Genomic DNA, 17,397 nt, shown 5'->3' with positions numbered 1-17,397 from the left:
GCACCTGGAAGAAATGCTGGGCCGAAAACCGAAGATCGTCATTGCCGATGCGGGGTATGGTAGCGAAGAAAACTACAGCTACCTGGAAGAAAAAAATATCCAGGGCATCGTGAAGTACGGGACCTATCACAAGGAAAAAACAAAGGCTTTTCAGCGAGCCATCGGTAAAGTGGACAACTGGAGCTACAATGAAACGTCAGATACATGGACTTGTGCAGCTGGACAGACATTGCATTTTCGGGTTGAAAGCCGGACGGCCACAGAGAGTGGCTACACAATTTGCACACGTCATTACCAGAGTGAAGATTGCAGCCAGTGCCCTCTAAAAACGACATGCACCAAGGCTCAGGGAGATCGGCAAATCGCAATAAGTCTTATCTACATGCGGCAAAAAAACGAGATGCGAGAACGACTGCGTAGCGAGGAAGGATACACCTTATCGGTTCGACGCATGATTGAGCCGGAAAGCGTGTTTGGACAAATGAAAAACAATCGGGGATTTCGAAGATTCCTGCTTCGCGGCTTGCAAAAAGTAAGCCTGGAGGTCGGGTGGCTTTGTCTTGCCCACAATCTGCTCAAAAAAGCAACAATGGCAGAAAAACGTAAACGAGACCAAGCAGGATAACCCTCTGCTTGGTCTCGTTTGACGTCTCGGTGTTCATTCTCTTCACCGATGTTTGTTTTTAAGGGCTTTTGAGACAGCCCCTTTGAATTTTCCTTGTTTAGAATTTGTTCAGTATCATTCTGTATACTTATAGAACAAACTGAATATTGGAGTGAACAATACCATCATGAGCAGAGAGATTTTGGAAGAGATGCACCAGTTAAGCCACGATGATGAACGCCGATACCGTTTGCTAATGATCGGTGTCAAACAGTTGTTACACGAACAGAAACAGAATAGATATCGGTGGATGGGCAGGTTGAAGGAGCGTAAAAGGTTAAGAAGTGTTCAGGCTGATCCTTGGGAATAACGATCGAACATCCTGAACATGGCATGATCTATCAGTTTAATCTACATATGGCATCAATATAAAAATGGCGGCCCTGCCTTCCGTACAGGAAGCAGGGCCGCCACTTTTGGTTAAAGCAGCTGATCTGATTAGTGAAGTATAACAATTACATCATCAGGATTACGAAGAATATTGCAGCAAGTATAAAGCGATAGATAGCGAAGACGGTCAGGCTCAATCTTTTCAAAATGGAGAGGAACGTCTTGATCGCCAGCATAGCTACGATAAATGCGGCAATAAAGCCGATGGCAAAGATGACGAAGTCATCGCTGTTCAGATGGCCAATGCTTTTGTACAGGTCATATCCTGTAGCGCCAATCATGATTGGCACGGACACGAGGAAGGTGAACTCTGCGGCAGCAACCCGGCTGATTCCGGCAAACAGACCGCCCGAGATCGTAGAGCCTGAACGAGAGAATCCTGGCCACAACGCCAAAATTTGAAACATACCTACGGCAAAGGCCTGCTTGTAGGTAATATCGTCAACATCATGGGTTGTGATGCGTGAGCTTTTATGGCTCCAGCGTTCAGCTACGATCATCAATATACCACCAATCACAAGGCTGTACAGCACCGTTTCCGGACCAAACAGATGAGCCTTGATCCAGTCCCGGAACAAAAGTCCGATGACAACAGCAGGTACCATCGCCAGAATGATATGCCCCAGATTAAGACGGCGCGAATACGGCCTTTTACCCCCGGTGAAGCGGAACATATCAATGAATTTGTTCCAGTACAGTACAACGACAGCCAGCACAGCACCTAGCTGCACAACCACCTCGAACGTTTTGACTGACTCGTTGTCCTCTGATAGTCCCAGCAGGTGAGCTGTCAGAATCATGTGTCCTGTTGAGGACACGGGCAAAAACTCAGTCAAACCTTCGATGATGCCCATAATAATGGATGATATAAAGTCCAATGTTCTTCCTCCTTGAATTGCAGACGACAGCCCGTGAGGCCTGTCCTGCTATAAACGATGTCTGTTCTTTCGAACAAGACTATCCTCTATTATGCTCAGAATTGTCCTCTACTTCAACTGTATGCTTGTAACCTGCTTTTTAAAACGATATTGACAAAAGCCGAGTTATCCAATAGGATATGAATTAACTGACTGACTAATCAATCGGGAGGCATTCAGGTATGACCAAAACCAACGGTTTGGAGCCCGGAGAAGAACGTCGGGACCAGATTATACGCATAGCGATGGAGCGATTCGCAACCCAAGGGTATCATCAGACGAAGATCTCCGATATCGTTCGTGAAGCCGGAGTCGCTCAAGGGACGTTTTACTGGCATTTCAAGAGCAAGGAAGCTATTGCCTCGGAGATATTGTTAACAGGCAAAGGGGAACTTCTTGAGGCGATAGGACAAGGGTATCGCAAGGATGCCGGATCGGTTGAGGATATGGTGAAGGCTTCGGAGAGGCTTTTTACCGACCTGTTCAACTTTGCCGCAGAGAATCGGTACTTTATGGAGCTGCTGCTCAAGGGAATTGTGACCGAAAGCTCCGTACAGAGGCTGGTTGAAGAAACACGCAATGCGGTAGAGACAGCCTTCCGCCACAATATGGAGCGTGCGATTGAACTGGGCATGCTGCCGGCAGATATGAATGTTCCGCTGCGAGCGGCATTGCTTGTCAGCATGATCGAGGGCATGATTTCACGCTGGTTATTCGGCTCGGTGGAGCTGCACAGCCGATTTCCGGAGATGGACGCTGCTGCACTTGCGGCAGAAGCGGCAAGCTTTGAGTTTTACGGCCTGCTCGGTACATAGATGTCGGCAAGGTCGGTGGTTTTATTTTCACGCCAAAAGGTAAAAGGTGCACGCACATTCATACTTCTTCACATGATTAAGCCAGACACAGGGAATAATGGAATCACCAACAGAACATAAGATGAATGAGAGGAAGTTAACGTCATGAATAACACATATGGATCAAAAATTCGCAAAGGGTGGTCCCTCACCGCTATTCTGCTCATGGTTGTGCTTGTACTAAGCGCTTGCGGCAGTAAGGCTGCGGATAATGGGAATACGAACACTGGCAATACAAACAATGCAGCACAGTCTGGCGGCAATGAGCTGGAGCAGATCAAATCAGCAGGTGTCATCAAGGTCGGTATGATGGGTACGTATCGTCCATATAACTTCCTGAATGACAAGAAGGAAATGGATGGATTTGATGCCGATATCGCACGTGAGGTGGCAAAACGTCTCGGAGTTAAGGTGGAATTTGTATCCCAGGAGTTCTCCGGCCTGACACCAAGTCTGCAAGCCAAAAAGCTGGATGCAATTATCAGTCAGATGACGATTACCGATGATCGTAAAAAAGTGCTGGATTTCAGTGATCCATACATCACAAACCAGGTCAAAATCATTGTCAAAGAAGACAACAACGATATTACAAAGCTGGAAGACTTCAAAGGCAAAACGATTGGTGTAGGCTTGGGTACAAACGATGAAACGTACCTGCGCAATGAAGTGCTGCCTAAAGTCGGAGATTTTACAATCAAAACGTATGATGATGTTATTTCTTCCCTGAAGGACCTGAACGCAGGCCGAATTGATGCAACAATTAACAACCTGTATGCTCTGAAACCGATTGTGGATGCCAATGGATTCAAAATCAAAGCCGTAGGCGAAGCCATCAAGAGTGACCAGGCAGGGATCGCAGTGCGTAAGGACAATCCTGAGCTTGTAGCAGCACTGAACGATGCGTTGAAAGGCATGAAGGATGACGGCACGTATAATACCATTTTCAAAAAATGGTTTGGTGAAGAGCCTGCGCAATAATGAACCGGCAGGGCGAAGGGAAGTTTGATCCATGGAACTCGTATTTGAGAATATCCCCTTCTTTCTGAAGGGGGCTTATTATACGCTTTATGTTACGGTGATCTCCATGTTTTTTGCCTTTATCATCGGAGTGCTTGTGGCTATTGCCCGACTTAAAGGGCCGATGTGGTTAAGGCTGATCGCCAGATTTTATGTATCCATCATGCGGGGCACCCCGCTGCTGGTGCAATTATTCGTTATTTATTACGGGCTTGTCGATTATGGTGTAACGCTTGGATCGCTTACAGCCGCTTGTTTGGGGCTGAGTTTGAACGCAGGGGCGTTCCTGTCGGAAACGTTCCGTGGTGCGATTCAGGCTGTACCCAAAGGACAGACTGAAGCCGCATATGCGACGGGTATGACGCCGGCTCAGGCAATGAGACGTATCATTTTCCCACAGGCTGTACGCATTGCGATTCCACCGATGGGCAATACCTTTATCGGCATGCTGAAGGAAACGTCACTGGTGGCGGCGATTGGTGTTACGGAGCTGCTGCGTTCTGCACAGCTTCTGGTATCGCAGTATGCGCAGAACATGCCGTTTTACCTGGCAATCGGCGTCATCTACTGGATTATGAGCATCGGCTTCTCGGCCATTCTGGAGCAAGTGGAGCGCCGGCTGGCCCGGGCTTACTAGAGGGGGAGAGAAGCGATGATTACAACGACTGGACTGACGAAGCGTTTTCAGAATCATGAAGTGCTGACCAATATTGATATGCATGTGGATGCCAAGGACATTGTTGTACTGCTGGGCCCAAGTGGCTCAGGCAAAAGCACATTGCTTCGTTGTCTCAACGGACTGGAGCAGCTGTCTGGTGGACAGATTGAAGTGAACGGTATTGTGGTGAACAGTGCAGATTCGTTGCGCGTTCAGCGTGCCCGGGTGCTGGAAATCCGTCGTCAGACGGGCATGGTGTTCCAGCAGTTTAACCTGTATCCGCATAAGACGGTGCTGGGCAATGTGATGGAAGGCCTTGTTACGGTGAAAAAAATAAAACGGGACGAAGCCGCCGAACGCGGACGACTTTTGCTGGATCGTGTGGGCCTGTCGGACAAGCAGGATGCCTATCCCTCCCGTTTATCCGGCGGACAGCAGCAGCGCGTAGCGATTGCACGGGCACTGGCGATGGAGCCGGAAGTAATGCTGTTTGACGAGCCAACCTCAGCTCTTGACCCCGAACTGGTAGGAGAGGTGCTGTCGGTGATGAAAGAGCTGGCACAGGATGGCATGACGATGCTGGTTGTGACGCATGAATTGAAGTTTGCCCGTAATGTGGCGAACAAAATTGTGTTTATGGCGGATGGCTCCATTGTGGAGACGGCAAGCCCGGAGGCCTTTTTCGAACATCCGGCACAAGAACGCACACGCCAGTTCCTGCGGCAGATTACCGAGTTTTAAGATTATAGAGAAAGAAGGATAACATCATGAATGTAACGACAGTATGGAAAGGCAAACGTGCCTTTACCTCTGAAGGACCTTCAGGGTATGCGGTAGGCATGGATGCTACTGCGGCATATGGCGGTGACAGCCAAGGGGCAACACCGATGGAACTGCTGCTGGCTGGACTTGGCGGTTGCATGGGGATCGACATTACGATGATTCTGGATGCTTTTCTGGACAAAATTGATTCCATTGAGATTGAAGCCCAAGGCACACGCAGCGAGGACATGCCCAAAGGGTTCACATCCATTGATCTGATCTTCAAGGTGGATGGAGACATCCCGGATTATCGGATCTGGAAAGCAATTCAGATGGCTGAAGAGAAGTACTGCGCGGTGTCCGCATCCCTGAGCGCAGACATTCATCCGAAGCTGATTTTGAATGGTGTCAGCACACCGCGTCCTTAATATATAGAGCTTTAATGTGATGTAAGATAGGGAAAGGCGCTTCCAATGATGGGAGTGTCTTTCCCTTTTGGATTTCCGGTAAATTCATTATGCAAATACGACATAAAGTATGACAAGGGCTCACGGCTCTGTAACCATGTGGTATGATGGATGCGCAGGCACGAACATGGACTGTTGCTGATCATCAAAGGATGTAAGCGCTTATACAGATGACGGAAGGTGCAGATATGTTAAAACGGCTGATTCGAATTTCAAACAATCTCAAAATAAAGCATAAATTGCTTATTTCCTATGTGCTTGTTGTCATGATTCCAGTCCTGATTATCGGTCTTGCGGTCACCGGTTACTTTCGTCAGCAGGCGCTGGATAATGCCATCGGGCAGACCATCATCAACGTAGATAAAATCAAAAGCCAGACCGCCACGATGCTGCGTGTGCCCACAGATATCTCCAATATGCTGATGTTTAATACCGATCTCAAGGAAATCGTGAATCGGCGATACAAGAGTGTGGTGGAGCTGACCTCGGCATACCTCGCTTATAAAGATTTTCAGGAGTATCGGCGGCTGTATCGTGAAGTTGCCGGCATTCGATTTTACTCGACCAATCCAACCCTGATTAACAATCTGGAGTTTATCCCGGTCAATGAGCGCACCCAAGAGAGTTACTGGTACAAGGAGGCGTTGAAAACAACGAGCATTGGCTGGTTTTATATCCCTGGCAAGGAAGACAATCCGGTTCATCGGCTCAGTCTGGTGCGTAAGGTTCCTTTTGCCGAGTATAAGACCGAAGGTGTGCTGATGATTGTAATCAATCAGGAGGAGCTTAACGGGTTGCTGCGTCAGGAGCAGTTTGAGACGTTGATTACGGATGAGCAGGGGTATGTTGTGGCAGCCAAAAATACCGAACTGGTCGGTAAAACGCTGGACGAGCTTGATTTTGGCGTAGATCTGCAGAGCCAGCCCAAGGGCACGATTGAAGCAGATTTTCAAGGGGAGCCTTCCAATATTGTGATTGATGAACTGGGTCCCGGATCAAGCTTTAACAAGCTGAAGGTCATCTCGGTATTTGCGACCAAAAATATTGTGAAGGATGCGAACCAGATCAGCCAGATTGGTATGATTTTTATTACGCTTGTGCTGGTGATTGCGCTGCTGCTGGTGTACATTATCTCTTTTCTGACCTCGAACCGACTGCTCCGGCTCAGCAAACATCTGAACAAGCTGGCCCTTGGGGATCTGAATGTTACTTCCCGCATTGACGGAAATGATGAGATTGGGCAATTGTCACGCCAGTTTAATTACATGGTGAAAAGTATTAACGAGCTGATGACTCAGGTGGTGGAGACGACCGAGCAGAACAACCAATTGGAAATCGCACAGAAAGAGATTAAACTGAAAATGATGGCCAGCCAGATTAATCCTCATTTTTTATTTAACGCTCTGGAATCAATTCGCATGAAGGCTCATATCAAGGGGGAAGCGGAGATTGCGAATATTGTCAGGCTACTTGGCAAGCTGATGCGCAAGAGTCTGGAGATTGGCAGCGGCAAAACAACGTTCCGGGCGGAGCTGGAGATGGTGCGTTCCTATCTGGAAATTCAGAAATTCCGGTATGGAGACAGACTGGCATTTGAGATTCATCTGGACGCTGCGGTGGAGAAGATGTCTATCCCGCCTTTGATCATTCAGCCAATTGTGGAGAATGCCATTGTGCATGGACTGGAGAACAAAGAAGGACAGGTACAGGTGCATATTCACATCTGTATGCAGGATGGTATGGTTCGAGTGAAGGTGAAGGATGATGGAGCGGGGATCACGCCGGAACGGCTTGCGGAGGTCTTGCAGTTTGTCAGTGGTCCAGAGGAAGAGGAGAGAAGCCGGATCGGGATGCGCAATGTGCATCAGCGTTTGACTTTGACGTACGGGGAAAGCGCCGGGTTACAGATTAACAGCGTGTACGGGGAAGGAACAGAGGTTTCTTTCACCTTGCCAGCAGGAGGGAACCAGCATGTATAAAGTATTGTTGGTCGATGATGAACCGAGTATTCGCGAGGGACTGACAACGATTATCCATTGGGAAAAATACAGCTTTCAGGTCATGGCTACAGCCGGAAGCGGCCGAGAGGCCATCGCCTGTTTCAATGAAATAAAGCCGGACCTGACGATTATTGATATACGGATGCCAGGCATGACGGGCCTGGAGGTTATTGAGCAGCTCCGCGTGCAGCATCCAGATGCGCATTTTCTGATCCTGAGCGGTTATGCTGACTTTGATTATGCCAAAAAAGCAATCAGCTTTGGCGTGGACGGGTATTTGCTGAAGCCGGTTGATGAGGATGAGATCATTGTGGAACTGGAGCGGATTGCGCTGCAGCTTCACCAGGAACGGGAGACGCTGGCTCGCTATGCGGGAGAAGATACGGCTTACCGGGAGCATCAGATTGAGGCGCTGCTGTATGACTCTCTTCAGGGTGAAGGTAGTGGTGAAGAAGATAGCCTTGGCCTGCACTGGCCGCAGTATCAGGTCATTTTGCTGGAGATTCATGCAGCGCCTGACCTGCAGCGGAGCAATGAAATGAAACGTAAGCTGGTGGAAGCCTTTGATCAGAAGCAGCGGGCTATTGTGTTTTCATTCCATTCCGGTCTGGGGCTGTTAACACATGAGGTGGTGGATCAGGCTTCTACGTCACAGAGCCTCTATGACGAATTGCGAGCCTTGCTTGCCGAGTGGGATGTGAAGATGTATGCGGCTACCGGCGAGCCTGTGCAGTCTACTGCGGAGATTGCGAGGTCTTACACACAAGCTAACAGCCTGCTTGCCGAGCGGTTCCTGTTCACAGAGCAGCGGATCAAACGCTGGGAGGAAGGCCGAATCTCTCCGCAAGGCGAGCATGAGCACCATTCGATAGCGGAAGCGGATGGTGTGCAGGCGCCTGACGAGGTAGAACTGGCAGACAAGCTGTATTATGCGCTGGATATACGAAGCAGTGAGTCGGTGATGCGTGTGCTGGGAGAGATGCAGGATCGTCTGGTTACGTATTATTGGACAGAGCAGGCGGTCAAAACAGCATTTTCGCAAGTGTTCTCTCTTGCCTTCAACAAGCTTGCCGCTGCCAATCAACAGATGCAGTCCATTATGCAGGAGCACTCGGTGCTGATTAACGAGGTATACCATCAACTGACGATGGCTGATCTCAAAGCGATGTCGGCAGAGCATTTGAACCGTCTGATTCAGCGTATGGGTGGTGGCAGCAAGGACACGGTGATGAAACAGATGATCGAATTCATTCAGCGTAACCCCGGTGAGAATCTCAAGCTGGAGGTTCTGGCCGAGGTGTTTAATTATAACAGCAGTTATTTGGGGAAATTGTTCAAGAACCATACCGGCGAGTATTTTAACGCCTTTCTGGACAAGGTGCGGATCGAAAAAGCCAAAACGCTGCTTGACGAAGGGTTAAAGGTTCATCAGGTCGCTGCAAGAGTGGGATATGCGAACGTGGACTATTTTCACAGTAAATTCAAGAAGTATGTAGGGGAATCCCCTTCAGCGTATAAACAGGCCAGATTGCAATCTCAAGGAAGCGAAACGAATCACCATGACAATGAGGGTGAATAACCCGCGATGGTACGGGAGCTCATCATAATATAGTCCATGTACTTACCGAATATACAATGGTTTGTCCATACTATGCATCGCAGACTTTACGCACCTGGTTACTAAAGGGACCTATACAGGTCTCTTTTTTAATGCCTGATATGTGAAGCAAGCGATTTCTAAAAAACGTTTTCGATTTTCGGATTAAAAAATTGAAATTTTACTTTATATAGATTTAGTTATACTAACAAGGTTTAAATATCACTCATTTTAACGGCAGAATGTCTTATTTTAGAGGTAGATATCTAATTTTTATATGATTTTCTCTAAAATCCAGATGGTATTTTGAAAACGCTCTATATATTATGATGGTTTTATAAAAACAGAGGAGGGGGAACGGAGATGGAAACGCTAACAAAGAAATCCGCTTCCGCGAAAAGAAGCAATAACCCCAAACCGCCCTTGAAGCAGCGGCGAAACGGAGTTTGGGACAGAATGAAACAACAGAAGTACCTTTATCTGATGTCATTGCCATTCGTAGCGTGGGTTTTCGTATTCAACTATCTGCCGCTCTGGGGATGGACGATGGCTTTCCAAAACTATAAACCGGCCAGATCTTTTGGACAGCAGGAGTGGGTCGGCTTTAAACATTTTGTGGAATTGTTCAGTGATGACCGATTCTACCTGGTGCTTCGGAATACGCTGGCCATGAGCTTGATGGGACTGATTGTCGGTTTTGTCGTACCGATTATATTTGCCATCTTGCTGAATGAGATGAAAGGTATGTTCTTCAAACGTGCGGTACAGACCGTATCCTACCTTCCTCACTTTGTATCCTGGGTTGTTGTCGCGGGGATCATCACCAAGATGTTATCTACGGACGGCGGGATCATCAATGATTTATTGATCGGACTGAATATCATTGATCAACCGATACAGTTCATGGCAAAGGGCAATTTATTCTGGTACATTGTTACCGCTTCGGATATGTGGAAGGAAACCGGCTGGAATGCAATCATCTATCTGGCGGCCATTACGGGTATTGACCAGGAATTGTATGAAGCTTCCCGTGTGGACGGTGCGAACCGCTTCAGACAGATGTGGCACATTACATTACCGGGCATTCGGACAACCATCTCCGTACTTTTCATTATGTCCATCGGACATCTGATCAGCATCGGCTTCGAGAAACAATTCCTGCTCCAGAACAGTCTGGTGTTAGATTACTCTGAGGTACTTGATCTCTATGCACTCAATTATGGTTTGAATATGGGACGATTCTCGTATGGTACAGCGATCGGTATATTCAACTCGGTTGTCAGCATCATCCTTCTGTTCACGGCAAACGGCTTGTTCAAAAAATTCACCAAAGAAAGCATCATGTAGGGAGGGGGAGACATTATGGCGAACAAAGCATTCAATGCCACACGGGGCGATAAAGTGTTCGATATATTTAATATCCTCGCGATGACCATGGTGCTGGTTGTAACACTCTATCCATTTCTTAACGTACTGGCGATCTCGCTGAACAACTCAGCCGATACAGTACGTGGCGGAATCTATTTGTGGCCTCGCGAGTTTACGCTGCAGAACTACCAGACTATATTTCAATATGACGGCTTGCTGCAAGGCTTGAAAATCTCCATCATGCGTACTCTTGTGGGGACGTTGCTCGGTCTGATTAGTTCTTCCATGATCGCTTTTACACTGAGCAGACCCGATTTCGGACTTCGAAAATTTGTTTCCACAACGTTGGCGCTGACGATGTATTTCTCGGGTGGTCTGATCCCGGTATACATTCTAATGCGTGACCTGAACCTGATCGGTACATTCTGGGTATATGTGTTGCCTGGTATGATCAGTGCCTGGAACGTATTTATTATCCGTTCATTTATTGATGGTCTTCCATATGCCTTACAGGAATCAGCCAAGCTGGACGGAGCCAATGATTTTACGATCTATTACCGCATTATTCTTCCATTGTGTAAGCCGGTACTTGCCACCATTGCTTTGTTCCTGGCTGTGGGTCAGTGGAATGCCTGGTTTGATACGTACCTGTACAATGGCTCGAAGGCACATCTAACCACGCTCCAATATGAGCTGATGAAGGTGCTGCAGAGTACACAGCAGGGCTCAGGAGCCGGAAGGAACGCCAACGATATGGCGCAGCAGATGGCACAAATTTCACCGGAATCCATCAAGATGGCGATTACTATCGTTGTAACGGTTCCGATTCTGATCGTATATCCATTCCTGCAAAAATACTTTGTGGGTGGCATGACGCTTGGGGCGGTAAAAGCATAAATGCTGCAGGCAGATGTGAAAACCGGATATATTCGATGGATAGAGACAACCTGCATACAGAGATAGACGGACATAAAAACATAGACTGACATATGAAACGGGAGGATTACCATAATGGCCAGTTCCAAAGTGAAGATCGCACTGGCTTCGGTTCTGGCCTTCGCAATGCTTGCAGGCTGTGACAGAGGGAATGGTCATGAGGCGTCATTTATAAATACAGACGGAGCATCGTCTGCACTTACGTTAGAGTTTTTCAGTGTAGATCCGAGTCCCAACTGGAATGGCATGAAGGATGACGTTGGCAAGGTCATTACAGCCAAAACAGGGATAACCCTGAACGGAGAGTTTGCCGTAAGTGGGGGGCAGGACAAAATATCTCTGATGGCAGCAAGCAGAGACTTTCCCGACATCGTGTCACCCAAAGGGGAGCTCAGCAAGCTGGTGGATGCTGGAGCAATGGTGGATCTGACCGACCTTATTGAACAACATGCTCCCAATCTGAAGAAGCTATATGGTAATTTCATGAATCGGCTGAAATACAGTAATGACGATCAGGCAATATATGTGCTGCCGACGTATTATGCAGTGAACCAGACCTATTTTGATGCAGGCGGGGGATTTGGTATTCAGCATCGTGTACTGAAAGAGCTTGGTTATCCTCAAGTTCACACCCTCCAGGACTATGAACATGTGTTGCGGGCATACAGGGAGAAACATCCGATGATGGACGGTCAGCCTACCATTCCGTTAACGCTGGATGCAGAGGGCTGGAGAATTATGATCACAGTTACCAACCCGGCATTTCTTGCAACAGGTGCACCAGATGACGGTGAATACTATATCCACCCTGAAACCTATGAAGCGATGCTGCACTACAAACGCCCGGAGGAAAAGGAGTACTTCCGCTGGTTGAATCATATGTACAACGAGGGTCTGCTTGACCCGGAAAGCTTTGTCCAGAAATCAGACCAATATAAATCCAAAATTGCCAGTGGACGCGTACTCGGGATTATTGATCAGGATTGGGGCTACGCTGAGGCAGAGAACGAACTGAAATCTGCGGGTAAAGCAGAAGCAGCCTATTCCCATTTCCCGGTGACCCTGTCTGAAGAGATGAGAGATCATTCTTTCCAGAACCCTGGATTTGTATCGGGCTGGGGAGTAGGCATTACTACTGCAAACCCTGATCCGGTGAAAACAATCAAGTTATTTGATTATTTGGCTTCGGAGGAAGGACAGATTCTGATTAACTGGGGCATTGAAGGCAAGCATTATGAGATCAGACAAGGCAAGCGGGTTATTCCTGCGGCTATTCAGGATCAAAAAACGAATCATGCCTCCATGTTCCAGAAAGAGTCTGGTATTGGATTATATAAAAATATGTCTGGACGGTATGGAGATGGGGTGAAGGACTCCACGGATAATTATGTTACGACCAACTTTCCTGAACAGATTGAAGCTGGATACACTGATTCAGAGAAAGAAACGTTACAAGCCTATGGTGCATCGACATGGAAGGATTTGTTCCCGAGCGAGGAGCAATTCCCGGTTAAACCGTGGGGAGCAGCATACAATATGCCCGCACCAAGTGACTCGGAGTATATGGTCATTTATCAGAAAACACAGGATATTATTCGCAAACGGATTCCCGAAGCGGTGCTCAGCTCACCCGAGCAATTTGATGTGATCTTTGATGGCATGCTTACAGAGCTTAACCAGGCGGGGGCGAGAAAAATGGAAAAACAATATACAGAGCTGATACGGAATCGTGTTCGCTTATGGAATGAAAAACCCGGTTAGAGCACGATACGTTTGTCCATTTCGAAAAAGAAATAAAACCTGAGACATCGGGTTTATTTTATACAGAAAACGTTTTAGTGAAACCGTTTTAGAAATTTATTGTTGGCTATTGACAAGGGAATTTTATGATATTATGATACAACTGTGAAAGCACTTACAAAACTTGTACTAAGATATCATTATTTGCCCAAAACGAAAATTGCAAGTGAACTTGAGCATCAACGGGTCTTGTTGAGGCCAGAATGCAATACTTTCTCTAATCGAATAAGTAAGCGCTTTTAATGTAATTGAATCTGCGATCATTACAGGATTCACCCGAATGACGGTATGAGCAGGCACGCCCTGTTGTACAAATACAAAGCTTCATTTTATCCAAAAGGGGGATTAATACATGAAGGGCAGAACACCAAAAACATTTGCAATGCTTCTGTTGGCCAGCGCACTAGCCATTACGGCAGGATGCAGCGGCAACGGAGAAAAAACAGCTTCAGAGAAACCGGTGGATACGGGGGATACAACGACCCCAATCACCTTTACATTCTTTGGTGCAGACGCTAGTCCGAACTGGAACAATATGAAAGATGCTGTCGGGCAAGAGATTACCAAGGCAACAGGAGTTACACTTGAAGCTGAATTTGATGTAAATAATGGTGGCGACCAGAAGATTCCGCTTATGGCTGCCAGTGGTGACTACCCTGATATTATCTATCCTAAAGGAAACTTATCGAAGCTGGTGGATGCGGGTGCCATGCTCGATCTTACCGATCTGATTGAGGAGCATGCGCCTAATCTGAAGAAAATCTATGGTGACCAGATGAACCGTCTGAAATACAGTACGGAAGATCAGGCCATCTACACAATTCCTACGAATATGGGCGTTGGCAACGTTGCTTTTGATGCTACAGGTGGATTTGAAATTCAGCAGAAAGTGTTGAAAGAGCTGGGCTACCCGGAAGTGAAAACACTTGAAGATTACGAGAACGTACTACGAACCTATTATGAGAAACACCCCACTATTGATGGTCAGCCAACGATTCCGCTCACACTGAATGCAGATGACTGGAAAATTATGATTACGGTTACAAACCCGGCTTTCCAGGCAACAGGTGCACCGGACGATGGTGAATATTATATTGACCCTGAGACGTATGAAGCGAAGCTGCATTACAAACGTCCTGAGGAGAAGGAGTACTTCCGCTGGCTGAACAAAATGTACAACGAAGGTCTGCTGGATAAAGATACTTTCGTGCAAAAGGATGACCAGTACAAGTCCAAAATTGCGAGTGGTCGTGTGCTGGGTCTGATTGACCAGGAATGGAACTATGGCGAAGCCGAAAATGCGCTGAAGTCCAAAAATAATGGCGAGAGCACATATGCTCACTTCTCTGTCTCCCTGAACAAAGACATTGTGGATCATACATTCCAGCCAACCGGCTTTGACGGTTACGGTATTGGGATTACAACCTCTGCCAAAGACCCGGTACGCATTATTAAATTCATGGATTGGCTTGCTTCTGACGAAGGTCAGGTGCTCAGAAACTGGGGCGTAGAGAACCAGCACTACAAGGTTGAAAATGGGAAACGCATCGTACCTGAGGATGTGCAGGATCGTAAAACCAATGATAACTCCGCGTTTACCAAAGAGTCCGGTATCGGGATGTATAACATTTTTAGTGCCAGATATGGTGACGGCGTAAAAGATTCCACAGATAACTACTACACAACCAACTTCCCTGAACAGATTCAGGCTGGATATACGGCAGCAGAGAAAGAAACGTTGAAAGCGTATGGTATTACGACATGGAAAGACTTCTTCCCATCTGAAGAAGATCTGAAACTGAAGGATTGGGGAGCAGCATATAACATGCCTGTGCCTTCCGATACGGAGTACAATGTTACATTCCAAAAAACACAGGACATCATCCGCAAACGGATTCCTGAAGCGATTCTGGCGAAGCCGGATCAATTCGACAAGCTGTATGATGGATTGCTGGCCGAGCTGGATAAAGCCGGTGCAGTGGAAATGGAAAAACAATATACGGTTTGGATCAAGGATCGTGTATCCCTGTGGACAGGGAAAGACGTAAAATAAGAGGTATTCTCAGGCCACGGCCTGTTATACAGATAAAACCTTCATAAATAGGGGGAAATAGACAATGAGAGGCAACATGAAAGGCCGAATGACAGGTAAGACACCCAAGACGTTTGCAATGTTAATACTTGCCAGTGCACTGCTGGTGACGGCTGGATGTGGCAATTCCGGCAGTAAAGAAAATTCTGATTCCAGCGGAACAGACCCGATTACAATCAAGTTCTTCGGTGCGGACCCAAGTCCAACCTGGAACAATATGCAGGATGCTGTAGGCAAAGAAATTACAAAGCAAACGGGCGTTACCATTGAAGCTGAATATGATGTGAATAACGGCGGTGACCAGAAGGTTGCATTAATGGCAGCGAGCGGTGACTACCCTGATATGATTTTCCCCAAAGGAAATCTGTCAAAGCTGGTGGATGCGGGTGCCATGCTCGATCTGACGGATCTGATTGAAGAGCATGCGCCCCATCTGAAGAAAATCTATGGTGACCAGATGAATCGTCTGAAATACAGCACGGAAGATCAGGCCATCTATACGATTCCGACCAATATGGGTGTAGACAACGTCGTTTTTGATGCTACAGGTGGATTCGAAATCCAGCAGAAAGTGCTGAAAGAGCTCGGCTACCCTGAAGTGAAAACGCTGGAGGACTATGAAAATGTTCTGCGTGCTTATTATGAAAAGCATCCAACCATCGATGGACAGCCGACAATTCCACTCACGCTGAATGCAGATGACTGGAAGATTATGATTACCGTAACAAACCCGGCCTTCCAGGCCACTGGTGCACCGGATGACGGTGAATATTATATTGATCCCGAGACGTATGAAGCGAAGCTGCATTACAAACGTCCTGAGGAGAAGGAATATTTCCGCTGGCTGAACAAAATGTACAATGAGGGTTTGCTGGACAAAGATACCTTTGTACAAAAGGATGACCAATACAAATCCAAAATTGCCAGCGGTCGTGTGCTGGGTCTGATTGATCAGGAGTGGAACTATGGCGAAGCTGAAAATGCATTGAAATCTGCAGGAAAAGATGATAGCACGTATGCCCACTTCTCCGTATCCCTGAACAAAGACATTGTGGATCATACATTCCAGCCAACCGGCTTTGACGGTTACGGTATCGGGATTACCACGTCTGCCAAAGATCCGGTACGCATCATCAAATTCATGGATTGGCTTGCATCGGATGAAGGCCAGGTGCTGCGGAACTGGGGCATTGAAGGCGAGCACTACAAAGTCGAAGATGGCAAACGTGTCATCCCGCAGAATATTCAGGATCGCAAAGTGAATGACAACTCCAATTTCACCAAAGAAACGGGCATTGGCATGTACAATATTTTCAGTGCACGATACGGTGATGGGGTGAAAGATGCCACAGACAACTATTACACAACCAACTTCCCTCAGCAGATTCAGGCTGGCTATACCGCTGCTGAGAAGGAAACATTGAAAGCGTATGGCATTACAACCTGGAAGGATTTCTTCCCGTCTGAAGATGATCTGAAGCTGAAAGAATGGGGAGCAGCCTACAATATGCCGGTGCCTTCGGGTACAGATTACAGTGTGAAATTCCAGAAAACACAGGATATCGTGCGCAAACGTATTCCAGAAGCGGTATTGACTACGCCAGCAAACTTTGATGCAACGTATGATGCATTTCTTGCGGAACTGGACAAAGCAGGTGCAGTAGAAATGGAGAAACAGTATACCGAATGGATTAAGGATCGTGTAGCTCTCTGGACAGGGAAAAGTGTAAAATAATGTTCTACAGTACCTGAACCGGTTTAGTTGCACTCGCATTCAGTGGAATTTATCTAAAAAGACCCTTCAGGGGTCTTTTTTTTGACAGTGGATGAGGAAGGGCATTGACGACTTTTTTTTAATCGAATATAATCCTCTTA

Annotated in this window: 15 protein-coding genes; 14 read left to right on the top strand and 1 reads right to left on the bottom strand. The window is 47.1% G+C overall.

What is annotated here, in order from left to right:
* On the top strand, positions 1-625 hold a 625-nt coding region (locus tag DFQ00_RS20935), incomplete at its 5' end, for a transposase (RefSeq protein ID WP_146236204.1).
* A gap of 166 nt (positions 626-791) precedes the next feature.
* Positions 792-974, top strand: coding sequence for a hypothetical protein (locus DFQ00_RS20930; RefSeq protein WP_110898426.1), 183 nt, complete (start codon positions 792-794; stop codon positions 972-974).
* 145 nt (positions 975-1,119) lie between these two features.
* Here DFQ00_RS20930 and DFQ00_RS20925 read toward each other — a convergent pair whose 3' ends face one another.
* Complete coding sequence (locus DFQ00_RS20925; RefSeq protein WP_244213946.1) at positions 1,120-1,908, bottom strand: undecaprenyl-diphosphate phosphatase; 789 nt, start codon at positions 1,906-1,908, stop codon at positions 1,120-1,122.
* Between the two features lie 245 nt (positions 1,909-2,153).
* Here DFQ00_RS20925 and DFQ00_RS20920 point away from each other — a divergent pair, with 245 nt between their 5' ends.
* From DFQ00_RS20920 to DFQ00_RS20865, 12 genes are all read left to right on the top strand, one after another.
* Entirely contained in the window at positions 2,154-2,786 is a 633-nt protein-coding gene (locus DFQ00_RS20920) for a TetR/AcrR family transcriptional regulator (RefSeq protein WP_110898424.1), read from the top strand.
* Positions 2,787-2,990: 204 nt separating this feature from the next.
* The gene (locus DFQ00_RS20915; protein ID WP_420873314.1) at positions 2,991-3,803 is read left to right on the top strand and encodes a substrate-binding periplasmic protein; all 813 of its coding nucleotides are present in this window, start codon (positions 2,991-2,993) and stop codon (positions 3,801-3,803) included.
* A 31-nt stretch (positions 3,804-3,834) separates the two neighbouring features.
* Positions 3,835-4,479 (top strand): amino acid ABC transporter permease, encoded by a 645-nt coding sequence (locus tag DFQ00_RS20910; protein ID WP_110898422.1) that lies wholly within the window; start codon positions 3,835-3,837, stop codon positions 4,477-4,479.
* 15 nt (positions 4,480-4,494) lie between these two features.
* Positions 4,495-5,241, top strand: coding sequence for an amino acid ABC transporter ATP-binding protein (locus DFQ00_RS20905; protein ID WP_110898421.1), 747 nt, complete (start codon positions 4,495-4,497; stop codon positions 5,239-5,241).
* Positions 5,242-5,267: 26 nt separating this feature from the next.
* On the top strand, positions 5,268-5,690 hold the full coding sequence (locus tag DFQ00_RS20900) for an OsmC family protein (protein WP_090924948.1): 423 nt from the start codon (positions 5,268-5,270) through the stop codon (positions 5,688-5,690).
* A gap of 227 nt (positions 5,691-5,917) precedes the next feature.
* On the top strand, positions 5,918-7,708 hold the full coding sequence (locus tag DFQ00_RS20895; RefSeq protein ID WP_110898438.1) for a sensor histidine kinase: 1,791 nt from the start codon (positions 5,918-5,920) through the stop codon (positions 7,706-7,708).
* Positions 7,701-9,308 carry a response regulator transcription factor gene (locus DFQ00_RS20890; protein WP_110898420.1) on the top strand — a complete coding sequence of 536 codons (1,608 nt, stop codon included), beginning with the start codon at positions 7,701-7,703 and terminating at the stop codon, positions 9,306-9,308. The genes DFQ00_RS20895 and DFQ00_RS20890 overlap by 8 nt, the downstream gene beginning before the upstream one ends.
* A gap of 381 nt (positions 9,309-9,689) precedes the next feature.
* Positions 9,690-10,673 (top strand): ABC transporter permease, encoded by a 984-nt coding sequence (locus DFQ00_RS20885; RefSeq protein WP_110898419.1) that lies wholly within the window; start codon positions 9,690-9,692, stop codon positions 10,671-10,673.
* A gap of 15 nt (positions 10,674-10,688) precedes the next feature.
* The gene (locus DFQ00_RS20880) at positions 10,689-11,591 is read left to right on the top strand and encodes a carbohydrate ABC transporter permease (RefSeq protein WP_110898418.1); all 903 of its coding nucleotides are present in this window, start codon (positions 10,689-10,691) and stop codon (positions 11,589-11,591) included.
* A gap of 114 nt (positions 11,592-11,705) precedes the next feature.
* Entirely contained in the window at positions 11,706-13,391 is a 1,686-nt protein-coding gene (locus tag DFQ00_RS20875) for an ABC transporter substrate-binding protein (protein ID WP_110898417.1), read from the top strand.
* A 391-nt stretch (positions 13,392-13,782) separates the two neighbouring features.
* The gene (locus tag DFQ00_RS20870) at positions 13,783-15,483 is read left to right on the top strand and encodes an ABC transporter substrate-binding protein (RefSeq protein WP_110898416.1); all 1,701 of its coding nucleotides are present in this window, start codon (positions 13,783-13,785) and stop codon (positions 15,481-15,483) included.
* An 88-nt stretch (positions 15,484-15,571) separates the two neighbouring features.
* The gene (locus DFQ00_RS20865; RefSeq protein WP_110898437.1) at positions 15,572-17,257 is read left to right on the top strand and encodes an ABC transporter substrate-binding protein; all 1,686 of its coding nucleotides are present in this window, start codon (positions 15,572-15,574) and stop codon (positions 17,255-17,257) included.
* Positions 17,258-17,397 lie beyond the last annotated feature (140 nt).

This window comes from Paenibacillus barcinonensis (genome assembly GCF_003217495.1).
GTDB lineage: Bacteria > Bacillota > Bacilli > Paenibacillales > Paenibacillaceae > Paenibacillus > Paenibacillus barcinonensis.
Note: the sequence above shows the minus strand (reverse complement) of the source record. Positions and strands in the feature narration are given on the sequence as shown.

Bases quoted from the DNA above. Each gene is read 5' to 3' on its own strand.
- DFQ00_RS20885 (WP_110898419.1), top strand. From the start codon at position 9,690: ATGGAAACGCTAACAAAGAAATCCGCTTCCGCGAAAAGAAGCAATAAC.
- DFQ00_RS20930 (WP_110898426.1), top strand. From the start codon at position 792: ATGAGCAGAGAGATTTTGGAAGAGATGCACCAGTTAAGCCACGATGAT.
- DFQ00_RS20890 (WP_110898420.1), top strand. From the start codon at position 7,701: ATGTATAAAGTATTGTTGGTCGATGATGAACCGAGTATTCGCGAGGGA.
- DFQ00_RS20915 (WP_420873314.1), top strand. From the start codon at position 2,991: ATGGTTGTGCTTGTACTAAGCGCTTGCGGCAGTAAGGCTGCGGATAAT.
- DFQ00_RS20920 (WP_110898424.1), top strand. From the start codon at position 2,154: ATGACCAAAACCAACGGTTTGGAGCCCGGAGAAGAACGTCGGGACCAG.
- DFQ00_RS20905 (WP_110898421.1), top strand. From the start codon at position 4,495: ATGATTACAACGACTGGACTGACGAAGCGTTTTCAGAATCATGAAGTG.
- DFQ00_RS20895 (WP_110898438.1), top strand. From the start codon at position 5,918: ATGTTAAAACGGCTGATTCGAATTTCAAACAATCTCAAAATAAAGCAT.
- DFQ00_RS20925 (WP_244213946.1), bottom strand. From the start codon at position 1,908: ATGGGCATCATCGAAGGTTTGACTGAGTTTTTGCCCGTGTCCTCAACA.
- DFQ00_RS20870 (WP_110898416.1), top strand. From the start codon at position 13,783: ATGAAGGGCAGAACACCAAAAACATTTGCAATGCTTCTGTTGGCCAGC.
- DFQ00_RS20875 (WP_110898417.1), top strand. From the start codon at position 11,706: ATGGCCAGTTCCAAAGTGAAGATCGCACTGGCTTCGGTTCTGGCCTTC.
- DFQ00_RS20910 (WP_110898422.1), top strand. From the start codon at position 3,835: ATGGAACTCGTATTTGAGAATATCCCCTTCTTTCTGAAGGGGGCTTAT.
- DFQ00_RS20880 (WP_110898418.1), top strand. From the start codon at position 10,689: ATGGCGAACAAAGCATTCAATGCCACACGGGGCGATAAAGTGTTCGAT.
- DFQ00_RS20900 (WP_090924948.1), top strand. From the start codon at position 5,268: ATGAATGTAACGACAGTATGGAAAGGCAAACGTGCCTTTACCTCTGAA.
- DFQ00_RS20865 (WP_110898437.1), top strand. From the start codon at position 15,572: ATGACAGGTAAGACACCCAAGACGTTTGCAATGTTAATACTTGCCAGT.